The following is a 12538-nucleotide window of genomic DNA, read 5'->3' as shown; positions in this document are numbered from 1 at the left end:
GTGTAAGTAATAAATTACATAAAAGTAAAGAATGTGTTTATGTTTAATACGGAAAATGCTATAGTTGTTCCTTATACTAGAGAGCAAATGTTTAATTTAGTTAATGATATTTCTGCCTATTCTGATTTTATTCCTGGATGTGTTTATAGTTGTGTGTTAATCAGCAATGATTATGAATTAACTGCTAAAATAGATGTATTTAAATTTGGTATCAATCAGTCATTTATTACTCGTAATTTTATGATTAAAAATAAAAGTATTATGATACATTTAATAGATGGGCCATTTAAGTCGTTGTTTGGAAGTTGGACTTTTATATCTCTTACGGAAAAAATGACCAAGATAGAATGTTTTTTTTGTTATGAATTTCATCAAAAGTATCTTGAGAAGATATTTAATTTTATAGTTAAAGAGGTTGTTGATGATGTAATTCAATCATTTATTGTAAGGGCTAATATAATATATAAGTGTTCTGATCGTTTTTATTATTAAAAATTTAGAAAATTAGATGTTTATGTGTTGGTTTTTTTGTGATTTTAAGGTTGTTTTATAAGGTTTCATAATCGATTGCAGTAAGTGTATCGTGATTATTAAATGTTAATGTAAATGTGTTCTGTTTGGTTTTTTTATAATTAGATGTTTTATAAGATATATAATAATATCTATTTGATCCAAATGGATCATGTAGTATTGGTGTTCCTAAAATGGAAAATATTAGTTGTTTTTTCATGCCAACATGTATTTTTATCAAATCCGTTGTATTTATATAATTGCCATGATGAATAGTATGTTGATGAGGAATATTATCGTATATAGAGCAGTTGGTGGTATTTATTAAAAATAAGAACATAATTATTTTGCTTGAGTGTTTTTGGTTCATATATTTAATGATATGATTATTGTGATGTGTATATTGAGAAAATTGTTAGTTTTTATATTATAATTATGAGTAGATTATAACATAATATTTTTGTTTTAATATATTATGTTGTGTTGTTTTGTTTGTGTTGTTTGGTATATTATGGGGTATTTTTTTTGGTGTTATTGCAGGTTATAATGGTAAATATTACAAGTTTTTGATTGTAATATTTTTGTATTATTTTTTATGGTTATACAAAATGAAAATTTTATCTGCGGATATTTTGCATTTTATTATGTGTGTTATTTTATTTTAAGTATGGATCATTTATTATTTTAAGTTTAATTTATAAGCTTGTGTAGTAGATGTATTTTTTGTGTAGTGAAATGAGATGTTTTTTGGAATAAATTTTTTGTTTTGTAAAATCATTGTATTAATTTAAGAGTAATGAAATAATACTGAATTTTTGCTAGCTTGATACCGATAGGTTTTGCATTGTATTTTGACAAATTTTTAATAATTTTAAATTATGTTTTTATTTGTATTATAAAATTTTATTTTTTTGTTTTTTGTGTTTTTATGGGAGTGATATATATAACATTTTTTATGTTGTAAATAATGTTATTTTGCACATAAATAATATTATTTGTTGTATAAATATGTATGTTTGTGTTGATTTAATTTGATGCTATTATAGTGTGTGAATAAGTTGTTAAAATTCTCATGTACTAAAAAGTGAATAGTATGTAATGATGTTAATAGTATGTAAAACAATAATTATTTTTGAATAATTTCATGTTCTATAAATCGAAATTCGTTAAATATGATCTCTTGAATACCTATTTGTTCGTCTCTATAATAGTTGTATGTAAGAAAAATTTTTGTTGTGGAGATAATTCATGATAAGTAATGATATACAAAATAACTCTGATGATCAATTTTTACAGAATTCTGAATTAGCTGCTAAGGAAGATATTCTTTCTGAAGAAACTCTTCTTAAAGAAACTAAAGAAATAGATACTGTAGATTTAAAAGATGAGAAGATTATAAAATTAGAAATGGAATTATTACAATCAAAAGAGTGTGAGCGTAATAATTTTTTGCGTTTAAAAGCAGAAATGGAAAATATACGTCGGCGAAGTGAACAAGATATAGAAAAAGCACATAAATTTGCTCTAGAGCATTTTTTTGTTGAATTATTACCTGTAATTGATAATTTAGAACGTGCGTTAGATATGTTAGATAGATCAAATGATATGTTTATTAGTACTATTGAAGGTATTGAGTTGACATTAAAATCATTGTTGAATGCTGTGCATAAATTTGGTTTAAAGGTTGTTAGTGAAGTTAATGTGCCTTTTGATCCATTATTACATCAGGCAATGTCTATTTTAGAGTCTGAGGATTATTTATCCAATCATGTTATTTCGGTGATGCAAAAAGGATATTTATTAAATGGGAGATTAATTCGACCTGCTATGGTTACTGTATCTAAATAATATATTTTCATAATTTATTGTGTCATTTTTTATTATGTTGGATTAAATTATTTAAATGTATTAAATATTTTAGCAAGTATGATATTTTTTAGTATAACTGGGTTATGTTTTAGTTAATGTAAGGTAAGATATGTGTGGTGGGTGGTAGTGTATGTTGAAGTGAATGGTTTTGTGTATTTTTTATTATATTTGTGAAAATTGTTGTTTGTAGGAGCTTGGTAGTAATTATAATTACATGATGTTGTGTTGTTACAAATAGTTTCATGTGGATGTTTTTTTATGTGAAGTTGGTCTTTGTATATTTGGGTAAAATATTTGAGTAGATTTTTATAATAATCTTGGTTGCCAATTTATTTTGTTTTGATTATTTATTGTTAGTAGGTAATTTGTTTTAGAGAAATGTTTGCAGCCGAAAAAACTGAATTGTGCAGATAGAGGTGAGGGATGTGAAGTTTTTAGAATATAGTGATTTTTATTATTGATAATATTTCCTTTTTTTTGAGCATATTTTCCCCATAAGAGAAAAATAAGTTTGTTTTTTTTGGTATTTAGCACATCGATAATTTTATCAGTAAATTGTTCCCATCCTATATTAGCATGGGAACAAGTTTTTCCTGCTTCAACAGTTAATATACTGTTTAATAGTAAGACTCCCTCTTTGGCCCAACTTTCTAAACAGCCATGTTTAGGAATAACAAATGTTGAAATATCGGATGAAAGTTCTTTGTAAATATTCATTAATGATGGGGGAATAGTTATGCCAGGTTGTACTGAAAAAGCTAGACCATGTGCTTGATTAGGTTGATGATAGGGATCTTGTCCTATGATTACAACTTTAACTTTTTGGAATGGGGTAAGTTTTAACGCATGAAAAATATATCGTTGTTCTGGATAAATAATAATACCTTGCGATTTTCGTTGGTTAATGTAATTAAATATGTTTTTAAAGTATAGTTTAGATTTTTCTGAAGACAAGACACTTTTCCAAGTTAATAGTTTCATTGTAGTTGTAGTATGAAGTATTTAGTATTTTGAGTATAACTAATGATTGTAATAATTATGTATTTTAGGTAAATATTTTAAATATTTATGGTTTATTAATATATTTGTTGAAGCATGATAATTGGTTATTGTAAATTTTTTCAGTAGAATAACCCTGATTCATTTAATATTTTTAGATAATGAGAGTAACACAGAATGCAAGAGAAATAATCATTAAATTTATGAAAAATATACGAAATTTTTCAATTATTGCTCATATTGATCATGGAAAATCAACATTATCTGATCGTCTTATACAGATGTGTGGGGGTTTACATAAGCGAAATATGGTATCTCAAGTACTTGATTCCATGGAGTTGGAGCGTGAACGTGGTATCACTATCAAAGCACAGAGTGTTACTCTAAATTATAAATTTAATAATAATCAGATATACCAATTAAATTTTATTGATACTCCTGGTCATGTTGATTTTTCTTATGAAGTTTCTCGTTCTTTAGCAGCTTGTGAGGGTGCATTATTAGTTGTAGATGCTGTGCAGGGCATTGAAGCGCAAACTTTATCTCACTGTCAAACAGCTATGTCTATGAATTTGAAAATCGTGGTAGCTATAAATAAAATTGATTTACCGATGGCAGATCCTGATCGTGTTTCTAAAGATATTGAGGATATTATTGGGATTGATTCACAGTATGTAGTATGGTGTTCTGCTAAAACAGGTTTAGGTATAGTAGATTTACTGGAATCGTTAATTCATTATATTCCGTCACCATGTGGTGATTTAGAGGCTCCATTACAGGCATTAATTATTGATTCTTGGTTTGATAATTATTTAGGGGTAGTTGTGTTAATTCGTGTAAAAAATGGGATATTGCATAAAGGTGATAAAATTAAAGTAATGAGCACACAGGAAATTTATAGTATTGATCAATTAGGTATTTTTACTCCTAAGCGGGTTGAAAAAACAGTATTAAATTGTGGTGAAGTAGGTTGGGTGGTTGGTTCTATTAAGAATGTTTTTTCTGTTCGAGTGGGAGATACGTTAACATTGTCATCTCGTCCTGCAAGTGAAGTATTGCAGGGGTTTAAGAAGGTTACGCCATATGTATATGCTGGTTTATTTCCTGTTAACTCAAATGATCAAGCAAATTTTCGTGATGCTTTTCATAAGCTTAGTTTAAATGATTCGGCTTTGTTTTATGTGCCTGAGCATTCTTCGTTACTGGGGTTTGGTTTTCGTTGTGGTTTTTTAGGTTTGTTACATATGGAAATTATAAAAGAAAGATTAGAACGTGAATATAAGATTTGTTTAGTTGTAACTCCTCCTATAGTAGCTTATGAGGTTGTAACTAGGGATAATAATGTAATATGTATTGATACTCCTACGAAATTATTAGATATAATGAATATTAGAGAATTACGTGAACCAATTGTTATTTGTAACATATTATCACCTAAGCAATATATTGGGGATTTGATTGCACTTTGTATTGAAAAACGCGGTATTCAAGTTAATATTTTATATCATAATACTCAAGTTATTTTAGTTTATCAATTGCCTTTATCTGAAATAGTTTTAGATTTTTTTGATCGTGCCAAGTCTGTATCACGTGGTTATGCATCGTTAGAATATGAATTTAGTCATTTTCAATGTGCAGATATAGTATGTGTAGAAATATTGATTAATAGTAAACGTATTGATATGTTGTCTTTTATTTCACATCGTATGAAGGCTTTTGTTAGAGCAAAAAAGTTTGTTGATCAATTACAGTGTTTGATACCTCGTCAACAATTTGATATTGTTATTCAGGCGTTAATTGGTCATCGTGTTATTGTTCGTTCATTGGTTAAGCAGTTACGGAAAAATGTTGTAGCGAAATGTTATGGTGGTGATGTTACTAGAAAACGAAAATTGTTAAGTAAACAGAAAGCAGGTAAGAAACGTATGCGACATATTGGTAACGTTAAGTTGTCAAGAGAGATTTTTTTGGGTATTTTGAATATTAATAAAAAGTAGTGAATTATTTTATATTAAGTAATTTAAGGAATATATAGATGTTTAATTTGTTTGCTTTAATTTTAATGATTTGTACATTTTTTAGTGGTTTGTGTTGGATTGTTAAATATTTTGATATAGGTAGTTATGTTTATTCATTTTTACAGTATAAGTTAAAACATTTTTTTTCATTTCATAATATTTTGAGACAATGGAGATTGTTTCGTTTTATACAAAAGATATTTTGTTATTTTGTAAATTATTTTTTTGATTTTTGTGCATCTCTTTTTCCTGTATTATTTTTTGTTTTTATAGTTCGATCGTTTATTTTTGAACCGTTTCAAATACCTTCTGGTTCTATGATGCCAACATTGTTGGCAGGTGATTTTATTTTGGTGAATAAATTTTGTTACGGCATTAAAAATCCTGTAACTCAAAGTGTATTAGTTAGAGTGGGTCAACCCAAACGTGGAGATGTAGTAGTTTTTAAGTATCCACTTAATACAAAATTAGATTATATTAAGCGTGTTGTTGGTTTACCGGGTGATCGTGTGATTTATAATTCGCTTTCTAAAGAATTAATTATTTATCCAAAAAATGTTATGAAAGAAGGTAATGATGTAAATAAACCTATATCTATTACTTACACGAATATTTTTTTAAGTAATTTTTTTCAAATTTTTAATTTTAATAATGGAGATATTGTTAGTGATTTTTATCATTTTTCTTCTGATAAAATAGTTAATAACGGTATTCGTTTGATGCAAAGTTCAGAATCATTTGATGGTGTTGTGCATAATATTTTAACTGTTCTAGCGCCCGGTTCTTATAATTTTTCAACTAAAGTGCACAATAAAGAACAATTAGATGAATTTATATCTGAATGGATTGTACCTGTTGGTGAATACTTTATGTTGGGTGATAATCGTGATAATAGTGCAGATAGTCGTTATTGGGGTTTTGTTCCTGAAAAAAATTTGGTAGGTAAAGCAATTATTATTTGGTTTAGTTTTGAGAAAAAACAGGGTGACAATTGGCCGATTATAATTAGGTTTCATAGATTTGGAAAAATTTATTAATTGTGATGACATTATGTCATATTATTTACAGTATATGTCAGATATATTAGAAATATGATTTCGACTTCTTTATTGAATAAATTGCAAAAAGATATTGGATATATTTTTAAGAAGTGTGAATTGCTTATTCAAGCAATGACACATTGTAGTGCTAGTAATACACATAATGAACGTTTAGAATTTTTAGGTGATAGTATTTTAAATTATGTTATTGCGTATGTTTTATATCAGAAATTTCCAAGTGTTACTGAAGGTGATATGAGTAGGATGCGGGCATCTTTAGTACAAGAACATACTTTAGCGGAAATAGCTCGTAATTTTTCTATAGGGGATTGTCTTTGTTTAGGGTATGGAGAGTTAAAAACAGGAGGTGCTCAGCGAGAATCTATTTTGTCTGATACAATAGAGGCATTAATAGGTGCTATTTTTTTAGATAGTGATATTTATGTTGTAGAGAAAGTGATTGTTAATTGGTATATGGTGCGTTTAACTTTAATTATGCCTGGTGATCAACAGAAGGATCCAAAAACTCGTCTGCAAGAATACTTACAATATCATCGTTATCCTTTGCCAATATACTGGATCAGTCAAATTACTGGTGAGTCGCATAATCAAAAATTTATTGTTTATTGTCAAGTATATGGTTTAAAATCTCCGGTTATTGGATGTGGATCTAGTCGAAGAAGAGCTGAACAAGACGCAGCTAGTTGTGTTCTTAGAATTTTAGAGGTTTCGGTTTAAAATATTCGAATAGTGTTATAGCCTTTATTTGTGTTTTATTTGATGTATGATATTATACAACACAGTCAATTGTAATTTTTTATAAAATTGGGGTGATTTTTGGTCATGCTGTTTTATTATGCGTTGTAGTGTTTTTTGTTGTTTGTATTGTTGTATATGTTGGCAAGTTTGTTTTGTTTTGTGTTTTTGTTACATTTTTTAATTGCAATATAACATATTCAGAGGTAATAAATATGTCTGTGTTATTAGGTGTTAATATTGATCATATTGCTACGTTGCGGAATGTTCGTGGTACTTCTTATCCAGATCCAGTACAGGGTGCATTTATTGCGGAACAAGCTGGAGCAGACACTATTACTGTACATTTAAGAGAAGATAGGCGTCATATTACTGATCGTGATGTGTTTTTGTTGAAAAAGATAATACAAACGAATATGAATTTAGAGATTGCTCCGACAGAGGAGATGATTTCCGTTGCTTGTAAACTCAAACCGGATTTTTGTTGTTTGGTGCCTGAGAATCGTTGTGAGATTACGACTGAATCTGGATTAGATCTATTATCTAATCGAGACAGATTATTTGTTGTTGTTTCTCAGTTAAAATCTGTGGGAATAGATGTTTCTTTATTTTTAGATATTGATAAAGAACAGATTTCTATTGCTCGAGATCTTGGGGTGTCTTGTATAGAATTACACACGGGTCCATATGTTTCGGATCATAGGAGTGTAATTAGTATACCAGAATTTGAATATATTAAAGAGTGTGTTGAATATGCAATTAGTTGTGGTTTAAGGGTAAATGCAGGTCATGGTTTAAATTATCGTAATGTGAAATTATTTTCGGGGTTATCTTTATACATGTTGCATATTGGTCATGCTATTATTGCTCGTTCCGTTTTTTACGGACTATTTTCAGCGGTTCAAGATATGAAGAATGTAATACAATCTGTTAGGAGTTAGTGAATTGTGATTTATGGAATTGGTATAGATTTTGTTGAGGTTAATCGAGTAAGGGAAATTATATTTCGGTCAGGTGATCGATTTGCTGAAAGGATTCTAAGTAGGTTTGAATTAACGAGATACAAGAGTAGTAAATATCCAATACATTTTTTAGCAAAGCGATTTGCTGTTAAGGAAGCTGCGTCTAAAGCTTTTGGCACAGGAGTGAGTGAGGGTTTATTTTTTCGTCATTTTGAGGTGTTGCATGATACATACGGAAAACCTGTATTAAGGTTGTTATCGTATGCAAAATCTTTATTTGAAAAATTATCTTTATCTAGAACGCATGTAACTTTATCGGATGATAATTATTATGTGTTCGCGGTGGTTATTTTTGAACGGTAGTATGATTAGTAGTTTTTGTGATTTATTGATGATTATTTGGAGAGTTTCATGATATATAATTAATAGAGTGTTGTAATTTCTGTTTGTAATATAATTTTTTTTATTTTTTGTGAAGTATTCAATAGTGTGTTATTTTTTGTTGCAGTATTATTATGTTTAGTAGTATATTGTTGTTGTTGTTTATTTTTTTTGTTTTTGAGAAATTTGATGTGTTATGAGTTGCCTGATGATAAAATATGGATGCGTTATGCTATAATGTTAGCTGATCGTGCGGTGTCTCGTGGTGAGATATCAATTGGTGCTGTTTTAGTGTTAGATGGTTGCATTATTGGTGAAGGATGGAATAGTTCTATTACTTGTAATGATCCTACCGCACATGCAGAGGTTATGGCTTTGCGACAAGCTGGAAAAGTGATTAGGAACTATCGTTTATTGCATACAACTCTTTATGTAACTTTAGAACCATGTATTATGTGTTTTGGTGCAATGATTCATGCGCGTATCTTTCGGTTAGTGTTTGGTGCTAAAAATTCGAAGGGGGGTGTGTTAGTTTCACACAAAGGAAGTTTAGATCGTGTTATGTTTAATCATCGTATTGTTTTTACTGGCGGTGTATTGCAAAAATTATGTTCTAACCAAATAGCTGGTTTTTTTTGTAATAAAAGAAAGAAAAATTTTTCTTTATAAATAGATGTTACCATTAACAGTCTTTATCTTAAATTACAGTGATTAATTTTTTTAGTATATGTGGTTTGTGGTTGTGTAATATAAAAATATTCTTTAAATTTGATCATAGATTAAATTCATTTTATTTGTAATTTATATATAAAAAAGATATTTCTATTTTAGTGTTTTTTGTTTTTAACATAGTAAATAGAAGAGATGTATTTGTATTGAATGTTATTTTATTGGGATATTTTTTGTTAGTTGTTTTAATTGGTGGTATATATATGTTATACGTTGTTTAAGAATCATTGTCAGTTTTTTTGTTATTTGTTTTAAGATATATTAAGCATATTATATCGATTATATTAAATATTAAATAATTGTATGTTAGTTTGCGGGTAATTTTTTTGATATGTATGGTTGTGTTATATATCGTGTAAATCGTTTAATATTTTACATTAGATAACGTATATATTTAGATAACGTATATATTATATGATTATATGTTAGATGTGTTAAAAAGATTTTTTATTTGCGGTGTAAAAAAATTATTTTTAGTAGTTTGTATGTTAAAAACATTCCAGTACTTATAATTATTTGCTATATTTTAGAATATATTAAAGATAGTATGTTACATGATAAAATGTTTTTTATGGTAGTGTTTTAAATTATACATTTATAATATTTTGCATTATGTGTTTAAAAAATGATATGTTTAGTATGTGGTTATAATTTAGTTGTTAAATATATTTTTTAACGTTTGGGAAAATTGTATGTTGAAAAGTATTGAAAAGATAGATACTTACGATCCGGAGTTATGGGAGGCCATGCAACGGGAACGTGTACGGCAGGAGGAACATTTAGAATTAATAGCTTCTGAAAATTATGTCACCACTCGTGTTCTGGAGGCACAAGGATCTCAATTAACCAATAAGTATGCTGAAGGGTATACAGGAAAGCGTTATTATGGTGGTTGTGAGTACGTTGATGTTATAGAACAATTAAGTATTAATCGTGCCAAATCTTTGTTTGGTGCTGAATACGTTAATGTTCAACCTCATTCAGGTTCTCAAGCGAATTTTGCGGTTTATAATGCTTTGTTAAATCCTGGTGACGTTATTTTAGGAATGGATTTAATGCATGGTGGGCATTTAACTCATGGTTCTTCAGTGAATTTTTCGGGAAAATTGTATAGATCGGTTTTTTATGGTGTAGACAATAATGGGCATATTGATTATGAGAGATTATTTGATTTGTCAAAAATGTATCGCCCTAAAATGATTATTGGCGGTTTTTCTTCTTATTCTGGGATTTGTGATTGGCAAGAGATGCGTAGAATTTCTGATAATGTTGGCGCTTATTTATTAGTTGATATGGCTCATGTTGCTGGTTTGGTCGTTGCTGATATATATCCTAATCCATTACCGTATGCTCATGTGGTGACTACAACTACACATAAAACATTAGCTGGTCCTAGGGGTGGTTTGATTTTATCGTCATGCGGTGATGAAAGATTATATAAAAAAATTGATTCTTCGGTATTTCCTGGTTCTCAAGGTGGACCATTAATGCATGTTATTGCTGCTAAAGCGATTGCTTTACGGGAAGCAATGAGCGATGAGTTCAAAGTATATCAACATCAGATTGTTAAAAATTCACAGGCTATGGTTAAAGTATTTTTATTTCGAAACTTTAAAGTGGTTTCTGGTTGTACTAGTAATCATTTATTTTTGTTGGATTTAATGAATAAGAATTTAACTGGAAGAGCAGCTGAAAGCATTTTAGGAGAAATTAATATCATTGTTAACAAAAATGTTATTCCGAATGATTGTCATCCTCCCTATATTACATCTGGAGTACGAATTGGTACTGCGGCAGTTACTCGTCGTGGGTTGGGTATTCATGATGTATCTAATGTTGCTGATTGGATATGCGATATGTTAGAAAATATCAATGATAAGGACTGCATGCATGTTATTAAAAAACATGTGTTAAATATTTGTGAGCGTTATCCAGTATATATTTAGTGTAGTAATATTTCAGATTATTTTGTTCATTTAGTGTATGTCTGTAGTTAATATCTTTTAATTTATGTATTTATTGTGTTGCATTGATTTATTTTATAATGAGTGTTATGTCTTGTTTTTCATTTTCTGAAATTTCATTATATATTATATATATTGTTATATATTAACTATATGTGTGTTTTAATTTGTATTCGATGTAATTAAATATTGGTTGTATGGTAATTTTGTTGTTTGTCTTGAATGTTATCTTTTTATTTAAAGATTTTATTTGATTATATTGTTGTAATATAATTGGTATAATTATACAATTAGTTAGTATAACAATGGTTATTGTTTGTTTGGTATTTGTTGTATTTTTTATTATAAAATGCAAAATATAAATATTAATTTTTAGCGATTATTAATTTTATTAATGCTGGGCTGCCAGCAATAATGTTTTTGGATGTGTTGTTGGATATTTTATGTTGATTTAAATTTAGTATTAATCCTCCTGCTTCTTGTATGAGGAGTGCACCACTGGTAAAATTGTATGTATTTAGATTACTTGCAAATATCGCACTAATGCGACCAGCAGCAACGTATGCGAAATCTAGTGTAATAGCGCCACTATATCGAAAATCTATATCATGTTTTATGGTGTATAGTTTATTATTTAATGTATGCATTATAGTAGTGTGTTCTTTGTTATAATATGGAAAATAAGTTATAATTTCATAGTTGTGTATCAGTTGTTTAGTAATATAATTATGAATTCGATAACCATTTAGTTGAGTGCCTTGTCCTTTGCTGGCGATGAATAGATCGTTATGGATAGGATCGTATACTACTGAAATTTCTGTTTTTCCTTTGATTTGAACAGCGATAGATGATGCAAAATATGGAATATGTTTTATAAAGTTAGTTTGACTATCTAATGGATTAATTATCCACTGTGTGTTGTTATTTAAATTCATGCAATTTTGTTGGTTTTTTATAAAAATAGTATCTAGAGGGTAGTATTTTTTAATAACGTTAGTGATAATTTGGCTTATTTTTTTATTAATATTTATAAGTAGGTCATTTTTTATTTTTAAAGTTTTTATATGTTTAGTGTTTAACATTTCATATTGTTTAATAATAAAGTTTCCTCCTTGTCGTATGGCCTGGATAGCAACATTAAGCATTGGACGCATAATTTTATTCATCCTTGATGTGAATAATTTGTAAAAGAATCGGTAATTTTTAATAGAAGTATTATTAGCATGTATTATACATGTATAATGTGTATTTTATAAAATAAATATTTTTTTTAATTTTGTTTTGTTGTTAAAAGAATAACGGTGTGTATT

General features: G+C 28.2%; 12 protein-coding genes. 9 read left to right on the top strand and 3 right to left on the bottom strand.

The window, feature by feature from the left end; translation table 11 throughout:
- Positions 1-39 precede the first annotated feature (39 nt).
- A complete protein-coding gene (locus BTURN675_RS02705; RefSeq protein ID WP_046288992.1) occupies positions 40-492 on the top strand; it encodes an SRPBCC family protein in 453 nt (150 codons plus the stop codon).
- Positions 493-547: 55 nt separating this feature from the next.
- Here BTURN675_RS02705 and bamE read toward each other — a convergent pair whose 3' ends face one another.
- A complete protein-coding gene (gene bamE / locus BTURN675_RS03320) occupies positions 548-850 on the bottom strand; it encodes an outer membrane protein assembly factor BamE domain-containing protein (protein ID WP_158332957.1) in 303 nt (100 codons plus the stop codon).
- 908 nt (positions 851-1758) lie between these two features.
- Between bamE and grpE the strand changes: the two genes are divergently transcribed.
- Positions 1759-2358, top strand: coding sequence for a nucleotide exchange factor GrpE (gene grpE / locus BTURN675_RS02695; RefSeq protein ID WP_046288990.1), 600 nt, complete (start codon positions 1759-1761; stop codon positions 2356-2358).
- A 327-nt stretch (positions 2359-2685) separates the two neighbouring features.
- Here grpE and ung read toward each other — a convergent pair whose 3' ends face one another.
- Positions 2686-3360: a uracil-DNA glycosylase gene (gene ung, locus BTURN675_RS02690; protein WP_046288989.1), complete on the bottom strand. Its 675-nt coding sequence runs from the start codon at positions 3358-3360 to the stop codon at positions 2686-2688.
- A 221-nt stretch (positions 3361-3581) separates the two neighbouring features.
- On the opposite strand from ung, the gene lepA reads away from it, so the two are divergent.
- From lepA to glyA, 7 genes are all read left to right on the top strand, one after another.
- Entirely contained in the window at positions 3582-5375 is a 1794-nt protein-coding gene (gene lepA, locus BTURN675_RS02685; RefSeq protein ID WP_046288988.1) for a translation elongation factor 4, read from the top strand.
- A gap of 38 nt (positions 5376-5413) precedes the next feature.
- A complete protein-coding gene (gene lepB / locus BTURN675_RS02680; RefSeq protein WP_046288987.1) occupies positions 5414-6433 on the top strand; it encodes a signal peptidase I in 1020 nt (339 codons plus the stop codon).
- A 57-nt stretch (positions 6434-6490) separates the two neighbouring features.
- A complete protein-coding gene (rnc, locus tag BTURN675_RS02675; protein ID WP_046289140.1) occupies positions 6491-7174 on the top strand; it encodes a ribonuclease III in 684 nt (227 codons plus the stop codon).
- Between the two features lie 233 nt (positions 7175-7407).
- Positions 7408-8133, top strand: a complete 726-nt coding sequence (locus tag BTURN675_RS02670) for a pyridoxine 5'-phosphate synthase (protein WP_046289139.1) — start codon at positions 7408-7410, stop codon at positions 8131-8133.
- Positions 8134-8136: 3 nt separating this feature from the next.
- Entirely contained in the window at positions 8137-8517 is a 381-nt protein-coding gene (gene acpS, locus BTURN675_RS02665; protein WP_046288986.1) for a holo-ACP synthase, read from the top strand.
- Positions 8518-8643: 126 nt separating this feature from the next.
- A complete protein-coding gene (tadA, locus tag BTURN675_RS02660; protein WP_320408641.1) occupies positions 8644-9204 on the top strand; it encodes a tRNA adenosine(34) deaminase TadA in 561 nt (186 codons plus the stop codon).
- 752 nt (positions 9205-9956) lie between these two features.
- Positions 9957-11210 (top strand): serine hydroxymethyltransferase, encoded by a 1254-nt coding sequence (gene glyA / locus BTURN675_RS02655; protein ID WP_046288985.1) that lies wholly within the window; start codon positions 9957-9959, stop codon positions 11208-11210.
- 383 nt (positions 11211-11593) lie between these two features.
- Here the strand turns inward: glyA and BTURN675_RS02650 are convergent, their stop codons facing one another.
- Positions 11594-12382 (bottom strand): inositol monophosphatase family protein, encoded by a 789-nt coding sequence (locus BTURN675_RS02650; protein WP_046288984.1) that lies wholly within the window; start codon positions 12380-12382, stop codon positions 11594-11596.
- Positions 12383-12538 lie beyond the last annotated feature (156 nt).

The sequence above is a fragment of the Blochmannia endosymbiont of Polyrhachis (Hedomyrma) turneri genome (assembly GCF_000973505.1).
Taxonomy (GTDB): domain Bacteria; phylum Pseudomonadota; class Gammaproteobacteria; order Enterobacterales; family Enterobacteriaceae; genus Blochmanniella.
The sequence above is the reverse complement of the archived record's forward strand: the minus strand, read 5'-3'. Positions and strand labels throughout refer to the sequence as shown.

Coding starts and splice junctions, on each gene's coding strand:
- BTURN675_RS02705 (WP_046288992.1), top strand. CDS start 40: ATGTTTAATACGGAAAATGCTATAGTTGTTCCTTATACTAGAGAGCAA.
- bamE (WP_158332957.1), bottom strand. CDS start 850: ATGTTCTTATTTTTAATAAATACCACCAACTGCTCTATATACGATAAT.
- grpE (WP_046288990.1), top strand. CDS start 1,759: ATGATAAGTAATGATATACAAAATAACTCTGATGATCAATTTTTACAG.
- ung (WP_046288989.1), bottom strand. CDS start 3,360: ATGAAACTATTAACTTGGAAAAGTGTCTTGTCTTCAGAAAAATCTAAA.
- lepA (WP_046288988.1), top strand. CDS start 3,582: ATGAAAAATATACGAAATTTTTCAATTATTGCTCATATTGATCATGGA.
- lepB (WP_046288987.1), top strand. CDS start 5,414: ATGTTTAATTTGTTTGCTTTAATTTTAATGATTTGTACATTTTTTAGT.
- BTURN675_RS02670 (WP_046289139.1), top strand. CDS start 7,408: ATGTCTGTGTTATTAGGTGTTAATATTGATCATATTGCTACGTTGCGG.
- glyA (WP_046288985.1), top strand. CDS start 9,957: ATGTTGAAAAGTATTGAAAAGATAGATACTTACGATCCGGAGTTATGG.
- BTURN675_RS02650 (WP_046288984.1), bottom strand. CDS start 12,382: ATGCGTCCAATGCTTAATGTTGCTATCCAGGCCATACGACAAGGAGGA.